General features: G+C 47.0%; 15 protein-coding genes and 1 pseudogene. 1 reads left to right on the top strand and 15 read right to left on the bottom strand.

The annotated features are described in order from the left end of the window. Positions 1-40 precede the first annotated feature (40 nt). The 4 genes from hisS to ndk are packed head-to-tail and all read right to left on the bottom strand — an operon-like array spanning position 41 to position 4,413. Positions 41-1,372, bottom strand: a complete 1,332-nt coding sequence (hisS, locus tag ICN45_RS02535; RefSeq protein ID WP_216172732.1) for a histidine--tRNA ligase — start codon at positions 1,370-1,372, stop codon at positions 41-43. A 30-nt stretch (positions 1,373-1,402) separates the two neighbouring features. After that, positions 1,403-2,680 (bottom strand): flavodoxin-dependent (E)-4-hydroxy-3-methylbut-2-enyl-diphosphate synthase, encoded by a 1,278-nt coding sequence (ispG, locus tag ICN45_RS02540; protein WP_216172735.1) that lies wholly within the window; start codon positions 2,678-2,680, stop codon positions 1,403-1,405. 26 nt (positions 2,681-2,706) lie between these two features. Beyond that, complete coding sequence (gene rlmN, locus ICN45_RS02545; protein ID WP_216172738.1) at positions 2,707-3,939, bottom strand: dual-specificity RNA methyltransferase RlmN; 1,233 nt, start codon at positions 3,937-3,939, stop codon at positions 2,707-2,709. 48 nt (positions 3,940-3,987) lie between these two features. Further along, positions 3,988-4,413, bottom strand: a complete 426-nt coding sequence (ndk, locus tag ICN45_RS02550; RefSeq protein ID WP_216172744.1) for a nucleoside-diphosphate kinase — start codon at positions 4,411-4,413, stop codon at positions 3,988-3,990. Between the two features lie 268 nt (positions 4,414-4,681). Between ndk and ICN45_RS02555 the strand changes: the two genes are divergently transcribed. Further along, positions 4,682-5,383 (top strand): Bax inhibitor-1 family protein, encoded by a 702-nt coding sequence (locus ICN45_RS02555; protein WP_216172747.1) that lies wholly within the window; start codon positions 4,682-4,684, stop codon positions 5,381-5,383. A gap of 63 nt (positions 5,384-5,446) precedes the next feature. On the opposite strand, the gene ICN45_RS02560 is transcribed toward ICN45_RS02555, so the two are convergent. The 11 genes and pseudogenes from ICN45_RS02560 to ICN45_RS02610 form a co-directional block, all read right to left on the bottom strand. Then, positions 5,447-5,863 carry a hypothetical protein gene (locus ICN45_RS02560; RefSeq protein ID WP_216172750.1) on the bottom strand — a complete coding sequence of 139 codons (417 nt, stop codon included), beginning with the start codon at positions 5,861-5,863 and terminating at the stop codon, positions 5,447-5,449. Between the two features lie 275 nt (positions 5,864-6,138). Next, positions 6,139-7,575 carry a 23S rRNA (uracil(1939)-C(5))-methyltransferase RlmD gene (gene rlmD, locus ICN45_RS02565; protein WP_216175596.1) on the bottom strand — a complete coding sequence of 479 codons (1,437 nt, stop codon included), beginning with the start codon at positions 7,573-7,575 and terminating at the stop codon, positions 6,139-6,141. Further along, on the bottom strand, positions 7,568-8,389 hold the full coding sequence (locus tag ICN45_RS02570) for a 3'-5' exonuclease (RefSeq protein ID WP_216172753.1): 822 nt from the start codon (positions 8,387-8,389) through the stop codon (positions 7,568-7,570). The genes rlmD and ICN45_RS02570 overlap by 8 nt, the downstream gene beginning before the upstream one ends. 24 nt (positions 8,390-8,413) lie before the next feature. Next, positions 8,414-9,181 carry a peptidoglycan DD-metalloendopeptidase family protein gene (locus ICN45_RS02575; RefSeq protein ID WP_255531056.1) on the bottom strand — a complete coding sequence of 256 codons (768 nt, stop codon included), beginning with the start codon at positions 9,179-9,181 and terminating at the stop codon, positions 8,414-8,416. Positions 9,182-9,219: 38 nt separating this feature from the next. Further along, positions 9,220-9,843: pseudogene (locus ICN45_RS02580) on the bottom strand (protein-L-isoaspartate(D-aspartate) O-methyltransferase); the annotation flags it as partial. A gap of 29 nt (positions 9,844-9,872) precedes the next feature. Continuing rightward, positions 9,873-10,661 (bottom strand): 5'/3'-nucleotidase SurE, encoded by a 789-nt coding sequence (gene surE, locus ICN45_RS02585; protein ID WP_216172761.1) that lies wholly within the window; start codon positions 10,659-10,661, stop codon positions 9,873-9,875. 39 nt (positions 10,662-10,700) lie between these two features. Then, positions 10,701-13,778 (bottom strand): efflux RND transporter permease subunit, encoded by a 3,078-nt coding sequence (locus tag ICN45_RS02590; RefSeq protein WP_216861708.1) that lies wholly within the window; start codon positions 13,776-13,778, stop codon positions 10,701-10,703. Beyond that, a complete protein-coding gene (locus ICN45_RS02595; RefSeq protein WP_216172764.1) occupies positions 13,779-15,050 on the bottom strand; it encodes an efflux RND transporter periplasmic adaptor subunit in 1,272 nt (423 codons plus the stop codon). Between the two features lie 9 nt (positions 15,051-15,059). Next, the gene (locus tag ICN45_RS02600; RefSeq protein ID WP_255531057.1) at positions 15,060-16,511 is read right to left on the bottom strand and encodes a TolC family protein; all 1,452 of its coding nucleotides are present in this window, start codon (positions 16,509-16,511) and stop codon (positions 15,060-15,062) included. Between the two features lie 252 nt (positions 16,512-16,763). Beyond that, positions 16,764-18,131: a carbohydrate porin gene (locus ICN45_RS02605; RefSeq protein ID WP_255531058.1), complete on the bottom strand. Its 1,368-nt coding sequence runs from the start codon at positions 18,129-18,131 to the stop codon at positions 16,764-16,766. Between the two features lie 239 nt (positions 18,132-18,370). After that, a complete protein-coding gene (locus ICN45_RS02610) occupies positions 18,371-19,354 on the bottom strand; it encodes a DUF6282 family protein (protein WP_216172772.1) in 984 nt (327 codons plus the stop codon). Positions 19,355-19,370 lie beyond the last annotated feature (16 nt).

Raw genomic sequence — 19,370 nt, forward strand, 5'->3', positions numbered from 1 at the left:
AAGTAATGTATTGCTAATTAAGTCGACTATGAGACCCATTCTATTCGGAGGCGCCTACTAGAGCATTCATTACGGCCTCTAGTACCCCATCCAAAGGTATGGATTTTTGCTCACCACTCGCACGCAAGTCTTTGATCTGAGCCTCATCCTTGGCCAATTCATCTGGACCAATGATGACTGCAAAGGCAGCCCCACTGCTATCCGCTTTCTTCATTTGAGACTTAAAACTAGCGGATTCCCCATCTGGGGGGCAGAAAAGGATAGTGTCGATACCGGCGCTCCGCAAACGCTCAGCAATAATCATGGCAGCAGTTAAGGTTTCTCCACCCTGATGCAGAACAAAAATATCACATTGTGCTTGGGGCTCTGGCAATGATCCTGAAACCTTCATGAGTTCTAACACCCGTTCCATACCCATTGCCCAACCACACGCGGGGGCTGCTTTACCACCCATCCGCTCAATTAAGGGATCGTAACGACCACCTCCAGCAATAGTACCCTGTGCACCCAATTCATCAGTCACCCACTCAAATACCGTGAGGTTGTAATAATCCAAACCACGCACTAGACGTGGATTGATCTTGCAAGGAATATTGTTTGACTTAAGTAAAGCCTGTACGGCGTTAAAGTGCTTGAGTGACTCTGCTCCCAAGAAGTCCAATAATTTGGGTGCGCCTTCAATCAATGCTTGCATCTCTGGATTCTTGGAATCCAAAATACGCAAAGGATTCGTCATCAGACGTCGCTGTGAATCTTCATCTAGTTGCGCTGTATTTTTCTCAAAGTAAGTCACTAACGCAGCACGATGCTCGGCACGCTCATTAGCCTGTCCTAGGGAGTTAATCTCCAGTCGAACCCCTTTAAGGCCGAGCTCATCCCAGAGGCGTTGACCCATGAGAATAATCTCTGCATCGATATCAGGACCAGCAAAACCCAGTGCTTCAATGCCAAACTGGTGAAATTGACGATAGCGACCCCGTTGTGGGCGCTCATGCCGAAACATCGGACCGGTGTACCAAAGACGCTTAGGCCCTTCATACAAGAGATTGTTTTCAATCACAGAGCGCACAAGTGCTGCAGTACCCTCAGGACGTAAGGTGAGCTGCTCACCATTCAAGCGATCCTCGAAGGAGTACATTTCTTTTTCAACGATGTCGGTAACCTCACCAATACCCCGCTGAAATACGGCAGTTGCTTCAAGGATTGGTGTTCGTAAAAACTCATAACCATAAGCACGCGCTACATCACGCAGAACATGATCAAGGTGTTCCCACTGTGCTGCATCAGCCGGCAATAGATCGTTCATGCCACGAACGCCATTGATCTTCTGGGCTTTAGCTTGCACTTTGAGGTCTTTGCTTTGATCGGTCATATTTATTCTTGTTCTGCTAATTGGGCTTGATTAGGATTTTGCTGAGTAATGCTGTTTGACATACTCATCCACGATGACCTGAAACTCTTCGGCAATGTGTTCACCGCGCAAAGTCTTCACCTTAATGCCATCCACAAACACGGGTGCTGCAGGTGCCTCGCCCGTACCCGGCAAAGAGATACCAATATTGGCATGCTTACTTTCACCAGGGCCATTCACGATACAGCCCATTACAGCCACATTCATATTCTCAACACCAGGATGACTTTTCTTCCATAAAGGCATTTGATGGCGTAAATAAGATTGGATATTGGCAGCCAATTCTTGAAAAGTGGTACTAGTCGTTCTACCGCAGCCAGGACATGCAATTACCATTGGCGTGAAATGACGCAGGCCCATGGTTTGCAAAATCTCTTGAGCCACAATCACTTCGTTCTCACGTGGCGCGCCTGGATCAGGAGTTAGTGAAACCCGAATTGTGTCGCCAATACCCTCTTGCAACAAGATGCCCAGCGCCGCTGTGGAAGACACAATGCCTTTACTACCCATGCCAGCTTCGGTTAAACCTAAGTGCAATGGGTAGTCTGAGCGGCGCGCAAGATCGCGATAGACCGCAACTAAATCTTGGACATTACTCACTTTGCAAGAAAGCATAATTTGATCTGGGTTCATACCCAACTCAACTGCTTTTTCTGCGGACTGCAGTGCAGACTGTATCAATGCTTCGATCATCACTTCTTGTGCAGTCTTAGGCATTGCTAAAGCAGCATTGCTATCCATGATGGAAGCTAACAGCGCTTGATCTAGACTTCCCCAATTGACACCAATGCGAATCGGCTTGTCATATTTACAAGCAGCTTCAATCATTTGTGCAAACTGCGGATCACGCTTAGCGCCCTTACCCACATTACCTGGATTAATCCGGTATTTGGAGAGCGCTTTAGCGCACTCGGGGAAATCATTTAATAAAGTGTGGCCGTTGTAATGAAAATCGCCAATTAAGGGCACCAAGATATCCATCTTGTCCAACTGCTCACGAATATACGGAACCGCTGCTGCTGCTTCAGGGGTGTTTACAGTAATGCGGACCATCTCTGAGCCAGCCCGTGCCAACTCTTTTACTTGTATCGCGGTACCCACCGCATCGGCAGTATCGGTATTGGTCATTGACTGCACGCGCACTGGTGCATCACCACCCACAGTAATGATGTTGGTTTTCCATGTAACTCTTGCTTGACGTGTTGCTCTCTTAGGAGATGGTCCCAAAGGTAAGCTCGGAAGGGGTGGTAAGGAATGATTCGATTGCATTGGATCAGTGGATTAGGATCTAATCTTTAGTTTAACTTTTTGAGCCACTCAATGGGCTGCTCGTTTGACCGTGCATTGAGCTCTTCATCTGTATCTTCATCAGACTCAAGCTCGGTGAGTTCGATCTCAGCCTTGTGCAAGGCCCGCTCGCGTACCTTCGTACGATCTACGACATCTCCGGCTAACTGGCCACAGGCAGCTGCAATATCGTCACCACGGGTCTTGCGTACTGTAGCCACCATGCCGGCATCCAAGAGAATGCCAAAAAAGGCATGGATGCGCTGGTCTGATGAGCGCTTCAAGCCAGACTCTGGAAATGGATTGAACGGAATCAAATTAATTTTGCACTTGATGTTTCTGAGTAAGCGTACCAACTCTTTTGCCTGAATATCCGAATCGTTCACGCCATCGAGCATGCAGTATTCAAATGTCAAGAAATCCCTTGGTGCAAACGGCAGATAACGTTCACAAGCAGCGAGTAATTCATGTAAGGGGTATTTCTGATTGAGTGGTACGAGTTGATCACGCAGTGCATCGTTCGGCGCATGCAGTGACACTGCCAAAGCTACTGGACAATCTTGTGCCAGGCGATCGATCATCGGTACGACGCCCGAAGTAGAAACAGTCACACGACGGCGTGACAAACCATAGGCCCTGTCATCTAACATTAAACGCAATGCAGACACCACATTGTCGTAATTGAGGAGTGGTTCGCCCATTCCCATCATCACCACATTTGAGATCACACGTCCTGTGTGCTCCCAGCCTGGAGTTGGGTATTTTTCTATTCTGCGAATCGCTTCGGGATCACTGCGCAATAGATGTTCAGCAAACCACAGTTGGCCGATGATTTCACCGGAAGTGAGGTTGCGAGAAAACCCCTGGCGTCCGGTTGAGCAAAAACGGCAATTGACTGCGCAGCCTGCTTGTGACGAGATACACAAAGTGCCACGATCATCTTCGGGAATAAATACGGACTCAACTGCATTGCCAGCCCCAACGTCCAGCAACCACTTGCGGGTGCCGTCTGTAGCGTGTTCATCTTTCATGACGGGAAGAGAAAGGACTTCTGCCTTATCTAGCAAGGTCGCTCTGAAGCTTTTTGCCAGATCGCTCATGTCATTAATATCGGCTACACCACGTTGGTGGATCCATTGCATGAGCTGCTTTGCCCGAAAGGGCTTTTCATTCAACCCCGCAACATACGCCGCCATTTGGTCAGCGTCAAAATCTAAGAGATTTACGCGCGGGGAGGTCAATGCGTCTACTTATAAAGTAAATATAGCTTATTGAATTAAAGGCTGTGATTAACGATTGAAAACATTGATGCCAGGGAAGAAGAAGGCTACTTCCACAGCAGCTGTTTCAGGAGCATCAGAACCATGTACTGCATTAGCATCAATGCTGTCTGCAAAATCAGCACGGATGGTGCCTTTGTCTGCCTTCTTAGGATCAGTCGCGCCCATCAAGTCACGATTCTTCGTAATTGCGCCTTCACCTTGCAACACCTGAATCATCACAGGGCCAGAAATCATGAAGCTCACCAAATCTTTAAAGAAAGGACGATCTTTGTGAACACCATAGAACTGCTCAGCTTCTACTTGGGAGAGATGCGCCATTCTGGAAGCAATAATCTTCAAACCAGCGGATTCAAAACGGTCATAGATTTTGCCGATGACGTTTTTAGCGACAGCATCAGGTTTGATGATAGAAAGGGTGCGTTCAATTGCCATGCAAGACTCCAATAGTGAATTCAAAGATATTTGTTCGGCAGGGCTAAAAAGGGTGTAATACCCGCCCTACTTCAACGACCCCCGAATTATACAATGCCTGACCGTATTTACCCCTATATGAGTAGGGCTAAGCCCTTGAATTTACAAGGCATAACCCCTTGATTTGTAGTCTTTTTACGGGGGGTCTTGAAATTCAGGCATTTTGTCTATACTTACTCTCATAAGCCCTCCATGGGCTCATGTATTTAATATGAAAAAAGGAGTCAATATGAGTGATCTCAACTCTTACGGCTTTGGGCAAGCAGGCTCGATCAGCACCGTTCAGATACGTAACCGCGTACTACGCAATACCTATGCCCTTTTGGCACTATCCATGATCCCTACCGTGATTGGCGCCTGGCTTGGGGTTGCAACAGGCTTTAGTCTCTTCGCTGAAAGCCCATTCATGGGCTTCATCGTCTTTATGGCGGTGGCTTTTGGCTTCTTCTGGGCGATTGAAAAGAATAAAGACACTGGCATAGGGGTTTTACTCCTGCTCGGTTTTACTTTCTTCATGGGCATCATGATGTCCCGCTTGATTGGGTACACCCTCAGTAGCTACAGCAATGGCGCTACCCTCATCATGCTGTCCTTCGGCGGTACAGCAGCGATCTTTGCCGTGATGGCAACTATTGCTACTGTGAGCAAGAGCGACTTCTCTGGTATGGGTAAATGGTTGATGGTTGGTGTTCTGCTCTTGATCGTTGCCTCCTTAGCAAACATCTGGTTGCAGTTGCCAGCGCTGATGTTGACCGTGATGGTTTTAGCAATCGCCATCTTCTCTGCCTTCATCTTGGTGGATGTCCAACGCATCATCAATGGTGGTGAAACCAACTACGTCATGGCTACCTTGGCAATCTACTTAGATGTCTACAACGTGTTCACCAACCTACTCGCCCTCTTGGGTATTGTTGGCGGCAACCGAGATTAAGATCTCATTACTCTCATGAATAAAGGCGCCCTCGGCGCCTTTATTTTTATGCCCTGCCCAATATCACTTGGCAATTAAATCATCACACCACGCGAAGTAGGTATTCACCCATTGGCTAAACGGGCCTTCACTAGCGCGCCCAGATCCACAGCCCACCAATTTATTTTCACTAATGTCATAAACGCCAAAGCCGCCCTTATAGGCAATTTGTAATTTCTTGCCATCAGCAGAGATGGTGCCAATTTCATAAGCTTTATAAGCCGGATTTTGATACATAAATTCAACATGCTGCCCATCTTGTTTCAGGATGGTTAAGGTGGCAGTGACAGTTTGCTTTTGTACTTTCGGATTCTTTTGGGAAGCGTTGATGGAAGTTTCAACGGTATTACCACTATAGACCTTAGCCAAGCTTGGGGTCATTTGCGCATTTACGAGGAAACTCATTCCAAGGCCAAGCGTGAGGCCAATCATTGATTTCATAAAATACCTTTGCGTGAAAATAAATATGATACCTATTTTTTATCACACAATGGCATTAAGCTGTCTTAAATCAGTTAGCCACAAACATGCTGACCGCAAAAGACAGTGTAATCAAAATCAATACGATTACAAAACCATCCGAGGTTTTCATGACGCTCCCTTTGAGGAAATTGTTAACAGTCATACCTCACTGCACAGCTTCAATCTACTCTTCTATAAGACAGGGAGTTGGGCCTATTGCACCGTAAAAAAGCCCAATGCACTAAATCAGGGATTTAGGGAGGCGTTAAGCGGTTAAATACCGCAATCGACTCCACATGGGAAGTATGGGGAAACATATTGATGATCCCTGCGCTACTCAGCGTATAGCCTGCGTGATGACACAAGATTTCCACGTCTCTTGCCAAAGTCTTGGGATTACAAGAGACATACACGATGCGCTCAGGGGGTAAGTCACTCGCTTGAGCGTGCAATTGGGCAAGTGCTTTACATATCTCCATCGCCCCTTCGCGGGGCGGATCCATTAGCCAACGCTCTGCTTTACCCCACGAGGCAACCGTTTCGGTGGTGACTTCAAATAAATCACTTTGCATAAAGCTGGCTTTATCAGTGAGGCCATTATGTTCGGCATTTTCTGTTGCTCTCGTAGTTAAACTTGCGAGCCCTTCGATTCCTAATACTGCTTTGGCTTTTCTGGCGAGCGGTAAGGTGAAATTGCCAATGCCACAAAACAAATCAAGGATGCGATCGGTGTTCTTTACATCTAGTAAACGCATGGCTCTACTGACAAGCACGCGGTTCATCATATGATTGACTTGCGTAAAATCCGCCGGCTTAAATGGCATCTCGATTTCAAATTCGGGTAGGCGATAGCAAAGCTTGCCTGTTTCTGGGTAGAACGGTGCGACAGTCTCAATCCCTTTTGCTTGTAACCAAATCCACACCTGGTGCTCATCTGCAAAGGCCTTTAAAAGCGCCTCATCGGCAGTTGTTAAAGGCAGGAGGTTACGAAATACCAATGCAGTGACTGGCTTAGCCTTCTTGGGATCATCCGACCCTGGCTCTTCAGGCTCACCTACGGCGATTTCAATTTGTGGCATGCGATCCACAATCGATAAGCCCATGACCAATTTACGCATTTCGGGGAGTAGGTCGGATACCTGCTTTGGCAGAATCTCGCAGGCAAGCATGTCAGCAACATAGCCACTCTTCCCCTCATGAAATCCAATCAGTACCGTGCCCTTCTTAATAGAGCGGTTGACAGCGCTTAAGCGCGCTCGATGGCGGTACTCCCAAGCAGGCCCACCCATAGGTCGTAGAATTTCTAAGGGTTTTACTTTGGCAATATGTTGCAGATCATCTTCCAAGACACGCTGCTTCATGGCGACTTGGGCCCGAATATCTAAGTGCTGCATTGTGCATCCACCACAAACGCCAAAGGATTTGCATTTGGGCTCTGCTCTAAATACAGCCGGCTTTAATATCTCGCGCACTTTCGCTTTACTAAAACGGGCTTTTTCACTAGTGATCGTATAGGTAACAAGCTCTGTAGGCAGCGCGCCTTTGATAAAGATCACCTTCCCGCTCTGGCCTTGGCTTGTCTCTTCCTCATTAGGTACCAAGCGAGCAATCCCTTGGGCATCTAGATCCAAAGCATCAACTTGGATTGGCACAGTCACTTCAATATTGACTGGCTTATCCCCTCTACGCATTCGGAGTAAAACCTTGGAGATATTCTTGCCAGTGACCACCGTTAGGCTCTTTGGCTTCTTTTTCTAAATAGGCTTTTACGTAATCAATCTCTTCTTGATACTCTGCTAATGAGAATCCACCGCGCAGTAATTGAAAGCGGCAATACATGAGATAGGTATTGACAACATCGGTCTCGCAATAACGCCGAATGTCATTGATCTTGCCCTCTTGATAGGCAGGCCAGACTTGACTGCCGTCCATGCCCATCTTGCCCGGGAATCCGCATAACTTTGCTAAGCCATCCAAGGGGGCGTTAGCCCTGCCATTAAATTTTGCCAGCAAGTCCATCAAATCGAGATGGCGCATGTGATAACGGCCAATGTAGTTATTCCATTTGAACTCACGGCTGTCAGAATCCTGGCTCTCACCCATCTCCCAATAGCGTGGTGCTTGAATGTGATTTGCTAATGCGCGGTAATGCAATACTGGTAAATCAAAGCCACTGCCATTCCAAGAAACCAATTGGGGGGTGTACTTTTCAATTAAATCAAAGAAGGCTTGTATCAAGACTTTCTCTTCGTCTTGCGGAGTGCCTAGGGTACCAACCTTAATCTGGGGCGCACCCTCTTTGGTACTTCTACGAATCACACAGGAAATCGCCACAATCTTTTGTAAATACAGGGGCAGAAATTCATTACCGGTTTTGGTGGCACGCTCCGCCATTGCTTGAGCGGCTAGCTCGGTATCGCTCAGGGAGTCTGGATAGTCTTCCAGACGACGCAGTCCGGCGACATCGGGAATGGTTTCAATATCAAATACCAGAACAGTGGCCATACCCCTTACCCTATTTCAGTAGCATTACTGCAAATACGGGGTGGGATTTACTGGCTTGCCGTTTACGCGTAATTCAAAATGGAGTTTAGGGGCCGTGGTATCCGTGTCTCCCATTTCCGCAATCTTCTGCCCCTTGCGCACAGAATCGCCTTCTTTTACCAAGAGCTTGCTGTTGTGAGCATAAGCAGTGAGATAGGTATTGTCATGCTTCACAATAATTAAATTGCCATAACCGCGCAAACTGTTGCCGGCATAAACCACTTTACCGTCCGATGCAGCAAGCACCGGCTCGCCGACCTTACCAGCGATATCGATGCCTTTATTGCTTTCGCTAAATTCAGCACTGACCTTGCCTTTAGCTGGCCAAGATAAACGAATACCTGGCTCAGCAACCACTTCAGCTTTTGTTGGCTCTGGAGTAGAAGTTAGAGCGTCTGTTTTATCAGTCGTGGGAGTGGATTTTTTCTCAGGAGCCTTAGCAACTTTAGATCCTGCTGGCGGTTTAACCAAGATTAAGTCACCCACTTCAATCACATTGGGATTAAAGCTGGGATTAGCTGCACTATTCCACTGCGCCACATCTCGTGGCGCTTGACCATTATCTAAAGCAATCCGCGCTAAGGTGTCACCCTTCTTCACGCGGTAGTAACCTGGGGGAGTTTGCTCAACAACGCTGCTGGTGCGGTCAGTGACAGTGGCTGGCTTAGTGCGCGGGGTAGTGCAAGCCGTAATCAGTAGCAATGAGGCAGACAGTGCAGCGAATAAGAAACAGTGGGATAGGCTTTTAGGCATATTGGGCATTGAATTTGCGATAGATCTCAGGATAGATCTCATACTACCCCTGATTGTAAGGGGACAAAAAAGACCTCGTCCAGCACAGTCCTTTGATAGCGCTGGGAGCTCATTCTTTCGACCATGATGAGTTGTTGCTCTTTCTCATTTTTGGCAACCGGGGCGACTAAACGCCCGCCAATAGCCAATTGGTCTAATAAGGCATCCGGAATTCCCAGCCCTGCTGCTGCCAAAATAATTCCATCAAAGGGCGCAGCTTGCGGTAAACCCAAAATACCATCGCCATAAATGAGACGGAGATTATTAATGCGAAATGGACGTAACTTTGCTCTTGCCATGTCATGCAACAAACGAATACGCTCTACTGAATACACTTCATCCGCTAAAAGACTGAGAACTGCTGCTTGATATCCACAACCAGTGCCAATTTCTAACACTTTGCCCAGCTTATGTCTGGGCTTATGCAATAACTCAATCATGCGGGCGACAACCGATGGTTTGGAAATGGTTTGTTCATGACCAATGGGTAGCGCCGTATCTTCATATGCTTGGGCGTGTAAACCAGCGTCCATAAAAGCATGGCGCGGAACCGTGGCAATCGCTTCTAAAGTTTTGCCGTGCTTTACACCGCTAGCGTGTACTTTGGCTGCGAGCGCTTGACGATAAGCTGCGAAACGTTCTGTTGGAACCTTCAACCGCGATCCCAACCGTTCGCACACATCGCTGCTAAGCGGGTATGGTGGGTTAAATCGAGCTGCATAGGTGTGATAGAAATACATCCTTCGGCAACCGCATGAAAGTCAGTACCTTCAGAGCCTTCTTTGACATCCCCTGCTGCTCCGATCCAATAGATCTTATCGCCCCGTGGACTATCTTGAACTACAACTGGTTGAGAGTGATGGCGATTGCCTAGGCGAGTAACACGCCAACGATATAAATCCGCATAAGGACGATTGGGAATATTCACGTTAAGTAAAGTCGCAGTGCCTTCAGTGCGAGCCAAGGTAGACACTAACATTTGCGCCACGACATCATGGGCGGCTTTAGCAGCATCTTCTATCCGATTCCAGCCACGATCAATTTGGGAGAAGGCAATACCAGGAACTCCAAACATCACCCCCTCGATGGCTGCAGCTACCGTACCTGAATACAAGACATCCTCACCCATATTCTCACCCTGATTAATGCCGGAAATCACAAGGTCAGGCTTTTCATCTAAGAAGCCAGTCATGGCCACGTGTACACAATCCGTTGGCGTGCCATTAACAAAGAAGAAGCCATCACGCTCACCACCAGCCACCCGATGAATCGAGAGTGGTCTAGAGAGCGTTAAGGAATTAGAAGCCCCGCTGTGGTTTTGCTCAGGTGCAATCACGGTAATACGGCCGAGTGGTCGCACTGCATTGACTAAAGCCAATAAGCCTGGAGCTAAATAGCCATCGTCATTGGAGACCAAGATGTGGGGCTGACGTTCACTCATGACGATTCGTTACTTTCAATTATTTGCTCATGTACTTATTTAAACATTGCTTGCTGGAGTTAAGGCGCGCGCTCTAAACCAGCCATAAATGACCGGTAACACCAAGAGGGTCAGGATAGTTGTCGTCACCATACCACCCACAATCACTAGGGCTAAAGGACGTTGTGCCTCAGAACCAATCGAGTGAGATAAAGCAGCTGGCAACAGTCCCAATCCAGAAAGCGCAGCAGTCATCAATACTGGGCGCACCCGCAATGAAGCACCCTCGACCATGACGTCTTTCATCTGACCATGCTCCGTAGCAGCGGTCTTATTAATAAAGGAGATTAAGATCACACCGTCCTGAATCGCAATACCAAAGAGTGATAAGAATCCGAAGAAAGCCGAGATACTGAGCGTCTCCCCCGCAAGATGTAATGCAACCACCCCACCAATAGCCGCAAATGGTACGTTCAGCATCACAATGAAAGCATCCCGGAAGTTACCAAACGCACTGACGAGAAGTAAGAAGATACCTAATAGCGCTAAAGGCACAATAAACATCAACTTTTTCTGTGCCTGCTTCATCTGATTAAACTGGCCATCCCAACTAATCGAGTAATTTGGCGGCAAAGTAATATTCTTCTCAACCAAGAATTGGGCATCTTCCACAGCGCTTCCCAAATCACGGTCACGCACACTAAATTTAATGGCAATGTACCGTTTACCTGCTTCGCGATAAATAAAGAATGGGCCATCCGTTAGTTGCACGGTAGCAACCATCGAGAGTGGGATTTTGGTGCCATCAGGGGAATCTACTAATAAATGGCCGATATCAGATACGTCATTACGACTACCCTCATTGAGGCGAATCGCAATGCCAAAGGTTTTTTCATCTTCGAGCAGGTTGGTTACTGCAGCGCCACCGATTGCATTGGCTACCACTGTTTGAATATCATTCATATTGATGCCATAACGCGCAGCACGATCGCGATCGATCTGAATGTTGAGCGTGGGCTGACCGAGCTCTTTCAGGATACCTTCATCCGCTACGCCACGCACGAGCTTGAGTTGGTTAATGACTTCGTGCGCCTTTTGGTCTAAGACCTCAAGATCAGTACCATATATCTTGACGGAATTTTCGCCCTTCACTCCGGATAAAGCCTCGTTGACGTTATCTTGAATATATTGCGAGAAGCTATAAGTGATACCTGGGATCTTATTGAGCTCAGTTTCTAAATGGGTGATGAGATCTTTTTTAGAAGTCCCAGCTGGCATATTCTCTGGACTCTTGAGATACAAGCCATACTCTTGGTTAAACACCCCGGTGGAATCAGTACCATCATCTGGTCGGCCAATTTGTGCAGCGACTTTGTCAATTTCTGGCTGCTTCAAAAAGGTTTCGCGCAGTTGATTGGCAACCTTCACGGAGTAATCTAAATCGACCGTATTAGGTAAGGTCACGCGTAACCAAATATTATTTTCTTCCAAGGTTGGTAGGAAGGCAGTGCCTAAGCGCGTCATACTCAATAGAGTTAAACCCAACACAAATACCGCTGCAGCAAAAACGGTAAAAGGACGATCCATCCAGCCTCTGAGTAAAGGTTTGTAACCAGCCAAAATCTTGGTGATAAAGGAGGGTGGTTTGTGCTGCAGATTCTCTCCAAACACTAAAGAAATCATCGCCGGCAAGAAAGTCAGACTCAATACCATCGCTGCGATCAAGGCAAAGCCCATGGTAAAGGCCATTGGTTTAAAGATAATGCCCTCTACCCCGCCCATAAAGAACAATGGTGAGTAGGCAACAATAATGATTCCCGTGGAGTAAATCATGGCGCGCTGTACTTCACTCGTTGCCATGATGATGCTTTGATTGAGACGCTTGCCGCCCTCTTCTAAGTGACGCATGACGTTCTCAGTCAGAATCACTGCAGAGTCAACGATGACTCCAAAGTCAATCGCACCCAAGGAAATCAAATTGGCCGGCACACTCCAGATGTGCATCTGAATAAAAGACACGCATAAAGCCAAGGGAATCACAGCAGCGACCACTGCTGCAGCACGGATATTGCCTAAGAAGAAGAACAGCACCGCCAACACCAAAGAGATACCAAAAAATAAGGTGTGCTTGACCGTTCCAATGGTGATGTCTAAAAGAACCTGACGATCATAGAAGGGTTTTACTTCAATACCGGGGGGCAATACATGTCTATTGATATTATCAATAGTAGTACGGACACGTGCTAAAACTTCAGTAGCATTTTCACCGCGACGCAGGTAAACAATGCCCTCAACCGAATCGGGGTTTTCATTGAACTGGAACATGCCTAAGCGTGGCGCATTCCCAATCTCCACCCGAGCAACATCACCAATCCGAATCGGCACGCCATTATTAATGGTGATGACTACTTGTTTAATGTCATCAATATTCTTCAGTAAACCAACGCCACGCACCACAAACTGTTGCTCTCCACTTGGAAGGAGTCCACCACCGGTATTGCTATTAGCGTTAGTGAGTGCCAAGATCAGCTGATTGACGGATACACCCTTGGCTTGCAAACTTTCAGGACTAACAATCACTTGATATTGACGCACCTTACCGCCAAAAGAAGATACATCGGCTACACCAGGTGTTTGTTTGAGCTCTTTATAGATCTCATAGTTTTGCAAGGTCTTCAATTGCGTAGAAGAGGCGTAATCAGAGCGCACCTCGTAACGCATAATCTCGCCGGTTGCATCTGAGTCAGGGCTAATACTGGAAGTAACGCCTGGAGGAAAGGCGACATTCCCTAAATTTGATATAAATACTTGACGCGCCTTAAATGGATCGGTTGTGTCATTAAATTTAAGCGTAACAACTGAGAGTCCAAATAAAGAGACTGAACGAAATGCTTGTAAACCAGGAATACCCGCTAGTGCATTCTCTACGGGAATGGTGACCTGTTGCTCAACCTCAGTAGTACTTCGTCCAGGCCATTGCGAAATTGCTTGGATGGTTAATGGTGCAACCCCTGGATAGGGCTGAATGGGTAGCTTGCTGAGGCTGAACATACCCAAGCCCAGCAATGCGATTGAAGCAAAGATGACTAATATGCGCTTTTCGATAACTCCCCGAATGAAGGAGGTAAAAATACTCAATTAGTCCTCCTGTTTAGCGAAGCGATCATTTAACAAAACAGCGCCTTCAGCCAATACTTGCCAGCCCTGCTCTACACCCTCAGTAATGGCAAAGCTCTTGCTATTGAGGTCATAACCTTTAACAGGCACACGGCGATACGTTTCAGGACCAATCTTAATAATGGCGTAACGGTTCTCGCGCACCCGCACAATCGCGGATTGCGGCACCACTACCGCATCAGCAGTGCCCGTATTCAGTAAACCATAGGCATACATATCAGGACGCAATAAGTCATCTGTGTTTTCTACATCAGCACGAATCAACAAGGCGCGCGTCTGTGGATCAATCGTGGGTGCGATGTAATTCGCATAGGCAATAAATTCTTTATCAGGATAGGCTTCAAGCCGTAAGGTCATTTTCTGACCCTGCTTGATCATGCGAAAATCTTGTTCAAACACGTTACCCAAAAACCAAAGATGCTTCGGGTCAGCCAAAGTGGTAATGACATCACCTGAGTTCACAGCAGCACCAGGCTCAACATTGCGCTTGACTACAACGCCTTTGATCGGTGAGCGCATGATCAAATTACTCGAAGTCTTACCCGTGGTTTCGATACTCTTGATATCGCCTTCACCGGCGCCCAAATTTCTCATACGGCTTGCAGCCGCTTGTTGAGTAATGCGGGCATCACCCAGTAAATCACTCATCGTTTTGCTGCCCTCCAAAATCTTAGCGGTCTTGGAGGAAAGCAAATACTCTTGCTGTGCCGATAAAAACTCTGGGCTGTAGAGTTCAACTACTGGAGAACCCATCTCTACTTGAGCACCATCAAAAGCATAAATGCGCTCTACTCTGCCGGGAGCACGAACAGAAAGAACCTTCGATCTTTCTGCGTTAAATGCCAAACGTCCCGGTACTTTAATATTGACTGGTACTTGGACTTTTTCAGCTACCTGAAATACATAAATCTCCGGATTCAATTGAACGCCAGGAAGTTTTAACTCTAAGACGCCACTCTTCTCTACTTTGAGTGCTTTATCTGAAGTAGTAGTCTTTACTGTACGGTCAACGTTAGTAATGCGGCCTACTACGATCCCTAGCGACAGGATTGCAAAAGCAAAGGCTGCCAAGCGCAAACGGTATCGATTAATCGCAGAAAGGTTCCAATACAAGCCCACCAAACCGGCAGCGGCAATCTTTGCATGATGTGCGCCGTGATCGGCACCCTTTTGCAAAATGGGTTTTGCCTTTTCAGATAATTGCTTGAGAAACGAAAGAATTTTGTCGATCAAAACTACTCCTTAAAAAGGCTCTTTGCCCGCTGAAACCATTAATATTGCTTGTGCTTGCAATAGATTACTCTCTGCCTGCGCCAATGCAATCTCCAATGTACGCAATTGGGTTTGGGCAATCAATAAATCATTAAATCCTTGACCATTATTCGAGTACTGCGTCAGGCCTACCCTATAGGCGGCATCCGCCTGCGGTACCTGGCGCTCCCGCAAAAATTGGGTTTGGTTCTTGGCCAGCTCATAGGCAGCATACGCAGCATTGACGGCGAGCACGATTTGCTGGCGATTCGAAATATTACCCGCCTCGGCAGCCGCTTGATTGCGCTGGGCCTGCTCTACCCCATATTTTTCTTTGGTAAAGAAATATAGCGGAATAATGAGATCAAATTCCAGCTGATAAAACATCGTGCCGTTATTTGCAGAAAATGGTCCACGCGGAGTAAAGGAAGATCCAATGACTTGGAAATCCGGTAAATAGGCTTTCTTGGCTAGGTCCACGCCTTTACGTGCAGCATCCAATTGTAAAGTCGTGCTCTTCAAAGAGGGATGACTCGTTTCTGCGTAATCTTCTAATTCAATCAGGGAAGGTGTACCAGCTAAAGCACGCCGCACATCGGCGCGAAGTATGAGTTTTTCACGCGAGTGTCGACCAACCAAGGTATTGATGCTATTAATCGCAACTTGTAGCTGACGTTCCACATTAAATTGGTCTGCTTGTGCTGAACTTTGCGCGACCTGCGCATTCAGAAATTCAACATACGCTGCAGCGTTATTGGAGTAACGGGCTTTAGCCACGTTCTTAATCATTTCCAAGCGCACAACGGATTCTTTTAGTACTTGTAACTGCTTCTGAGCAGCAAGAGCACCGTAGTACAAAGTCGATAGTTGAGCACCCAATTGCAAATACGTTGATTCCGCACTAGCAAACAGTGCTTCGGCATTGGTATTGGCAATCTCCGATGCCAAACTCTTTTTACCTGGGAACTGGAACGGCTGAGCAAAGGTAATGCCGTTATTTTGGCTAATACCCTGAGGGTATTGCGTTGTTGGTGCATTTGCCCCACCCAAAGCAAATGGAGCACCCGCTGGCATACCAGACCAGATGAGACCAACTTGTGGATTGGCAGGCGCATTAATTTGCGGCACGGTTGCTTTGGCAGCGAGATAGGATTCGCGTAAGGAGGACAACTGCGGATTGTTCAACCTCAACTCATTCCAGAGTTGGCGCAAATCCATCTCAGAAGGACCTGACGGCGTACCCTTGGTATAAATCATGGGGGTATTTTTTTGGGTTACAGGCGCAAAGAGCTCAGCCGCTTTAGAACTTTTATCTTGGGAATTGAGTTGCGAGCCAATCGATGGTGGCGCAGATAATGCAGAATCCCCTGACTGAACAGTCACACTAGCGGGCACTTTATCTGTAGATGTTTGGGCAAATACTGAAATAGCAAAAGTCATCATTGCAAATGGCGCAATGCTTTTGAATAGGCTTGATGCGCTAGTTTTACGTATGCCGAAATTCAACAAATGCGGCTGCCTTTAAATCAATCAAAATACTGTTTTTACAGCCCCTGATGCAGAAATACCGTCAGTTCATGACCGCTACAGGGGGTTTTAGGGATTATAGGTTACAAAAGTGAAAAGGCGAATAATTAACAAACCCTATCTTATTGATTCTAAAAATAATAATGAACCTTCACCGCAGTCAATACTCTAAAACTCAGCATGAATCCTGAAAGACAAGATATTTACCGGACCGCGGGCTGAGTTGTAGGCCGGATTACTGATGTGCTGAAAGTTCAAACCTGCAAGGATATTGTGGACTACCAAGGCGTTGTAATAGACCTCGCCAATCCGCTCTGGACGATAAGAAATTGTCTGGCTAGGACTAGCATAGTCACCAATAAAGTAAGACACACCACCTGCTTGCAGATAACCCCTTCTGTAACTGGAGAGGCCGTTTTGCATCATCGAGACACCAATAGTGTCGCTGGGGCGACTCCAACTTGTGCCATTAAAGCCCATACCAACAGAAACGGAGTTATCCGCTTCTGTAAAAGACATGGTTTCAGTATGGCCATCGGATGTAAAGGCGCGTCCATAGATACCTAAGTCCTTAGTTAAGGCCTGTTCGCCATTGATACCAATACCCGTTTTGTATTGATAGTTAGTGCGTACATTGTTAATCGCTTGAGTGCCTTGGGCGTTATTCGCAATGACATAATTGGTTGCATCCGAAAAACGCGCCAAGATCATTCTGTTGCGATACGCCAGCACACTAACCTTACCGGGGAGATCGCCGATATTGTGCTGGCGCTCCACTTCCACTTGGTCACCATAGGTATTAAAGATTTGCCAGCTGAGATCGCGGCCATTCGGGTTCTTGGGTGCAAGCATGCGAGAGGCGCGCAAAACCCAATTATCCACATACCACTCACCTGCTAAGCCTGTACTGTAACCGCGGGCATCAGCAGCGTAGTCATAGGCTAGATAGGTCATATTGCCCCAGTTCATGAACTGAATACGCGGGTCCTTAGCGTAACGGCTGTCGTCAAAAATATCTAAAGTAGAAAACTGACCGGCAGTAATCACCACGCGATTACTACTCACGGTTTGGGTAATTTGGTTGGCATCATTCTCAAGAACCACTTTGTCGCCTTCTTGATTGATGGTGTGACGCACAAATGCGCGCGCAGAATACAACTTGGCATTCAATCCACTTGCCTTAGTTGCCTCGCCGTTACTAAAGCCACCTAGACCCAGTAATCCAGAAAATGGAACGCCTGAGACTACTTCAGGATTGAAGTACACATCCGTGTTTGGTGCTAAGCGTGCACCGAAAAATAAAGTACCCGACCAGGTGTAGCTCATTGCCTTCTCAGCCGACAAACTGTTCTGGCCAGAATAAGATGAGGTGAAATTGTTATAGCGCTGATTGATATAGGTGGTTTGACCGTGCACGTTTACCGGCAGACCAAAAATATCACCTTCAGTTGGCAGCCAGGAAATATCGTCAGCAAAACTGGCAATTTGATCAGCGCCTGACCCCGCCCTCTGCGCAAATGCAGAAGTGCCCAACATAGTATAAAAAATGCTCAACAGGAGAAAAAGATAAATCTTGCGGGTCATTCACAACTTCTAATTGGGATGCCAATGCAATCAAAGCAAAAGCAACATGCCGATAGGAAAAACAAGGCAAGCATGGCTTGGGATTGAAGACCAAGGATGCTGCAGGCCAAATTATCCCCAAAAAGAGATAATTTACCTAGTTTTTATGTCTCGGGCATGACAAAAGACCGATCCCTCGCCAGAAATGCGCCTCAGTCTTTTAGACCCAAGAGTTTTGCTGGGTTCTTTTTCATCATCTTGTCAACGTCTGCTTGTGATACACCCGCCGCTTTGACCGCTGCAATTTCATTCTCAACGCCATCGGGTGGCGTCATCATGCCCTGTTGACCCAGGTCGGTTGAGAGTACTAAATGGTCTGCGCCAATTTCATTCACCGCTTTAGCAACCATGGTTGCGTCCACTTTTTCCCAATGCGTCATCCATTTGTACTGTGCTGTAGGACCCGTCATAAATTGTAAGTAGCAAATTTCAATATAAGCACCCATCGCAGCAACTTGCTTGGCCTGCTCCCAAGATAGGCCAGGAATATTCGTTAAGCCATGGGTAATTAAGATATTTTTGACACCCAATTCCTTGGCGCGCTTGACTACTGTCACAACTTCCTCAGCCGAGATGTGACCGGTAGCCAGAATTAAATCTTCACGGGCAATGATTTTTAATACCTCTTCAAGTTCTGGTGTGACTTGGCCATTGGTCGCAACCACAATGCCAGATTGGTTCTTATCAACCAGAGTCTTGACATGCTTATCAGAGTCAAAGGTTGGCAACCAAACCACTTTGCCGCGACCGCCAGACATACGGTGCATCCACTCTACCGCTGAAGGATTGACCCCACCAACCGATTTGTTCAGAACAATGCCGCCCCACACTTCAATTCCTGGGACTTGTTGCATGACCAAGGCTGCACGATCATTCGTGGTCACTACGTGGTTTTTAATGACGATACCGCGCATCCCTTTGCGACGAGCAATAGTGGCTAATTCATAATCGGTTAAGGATCTACCAAAAACATCTGGATCGGGGTGCACGTGCATATCAATCACCCCTGCTGCAGGACTTACTTTGGGTGGTGGTGGCGGAAAGCCTACTTGAGCTTGGGCAACATTAGAAACCAATATCAAACCAGCACTCATTAAGCTTGCTACCAAGATATTGGTGGACTGAAATTTACGCATGACCCATCTCCCTTAT

Source organism: Polynucleobacter alcilacus (assembly GCF_018881545.1).
GTDB lineage: Bacteria > Pseudomonadota > Gammaproteobacteria > Burkholderiales > Burkholderiaceae > Polynucleobacter > Polynucleobacter alcilacus.

What these genes read in the sequence shown, in the direction of transcription:
- hisS (WP_216172732.1), bottom strand. Translation starts at nt 1,372, where the DNA reads ATGACCGATCAAAGCAAAGACCTCAAAGTGCAAGCTAAAGCCCAGAAG.
- ICN45_RS02610 (WP_216172772.1), bottom strand. Translation starts at nt 19,354, where the DNA reads ATGCGTAAATTTCAGTCCACCAATATCTTGGTAGCAAGCTTAATGAGT.
- rlmD (WP_216175596.1), bottom strand. Translation starts at nt 7,575, where the DNA reads ATGCGTAGAGGGGATAAGCCAGTCAATATTGAAGTGACTGTGCCAATC.
- ICN45_RS02605 (WP_255531058.1), bottom strand. Translation starts at nt 18,131, where the DNA reads ATGTTGGGCACTTCTGCATTTGCGCAGAGGGCGGGGTCAGGCGCTGAT.
- ndk (WP_216172744.1), bottom strand. Translation starts at nt 4,413, where the DNA reads ATGGCAATTGAACGCACCCTTTCTATCATCAAACCTGATGCTGTCGCT.
- ICN45_RS02575 (WP_255531056.1), bottom strand. Translation starts at nt 9,181, where the DNA reads ATGCCTAAAAGCCTATCCCACTGTTTCTTATTCGCTGCACTGTCTGCC.
- surE (WP_216172761.1), bottom strand. Translation starts at nt 10,661, where the DNA reads ATGAGTGAACGTCAGCCCCACATCTTGGTCTCCAATGACGATGGCTAT.
- ICN45_RS02600 (WP_255531057.1), bottom strand. Translation starts at nt 16,511, where the DNA reads ATGATGACTTTTGCTATTTCAGTATTTGCCCAAACATCTACAGATAAA.
- ICN45_RS02560 (WP_216172750.1), bottom strand. Translation starts at nt 5,863, where the DNA reads ATGAAATCAATGATTGGCCTCACGCTTGGCCTTGGAATGAGTTTCCTC.
- ICN45_RS02570 (WP_216172753.1), bottom strand. Translation starts at nt 8,389, where the DNA reads ATGGCCACTGTTCTGGTATTTGATATTGAAACCATTCCCGATGTCGCC.
- ispG (WP_216172735.1), bottom strand. Translation starts at nt 2,680, where the DNA reads ATGCAATCGAATCATTCCTTACCACCCCTTCCGAGCTTACCTTTGGGA.
- ICN45_RS02555 (WP_216172747.1), top strand. Translation starts at nt 4,682, where the DNA reads ATGAGTGATCTCAACTCTTACGGCTTTGGGCAAGCAGGCTCGATCAGC.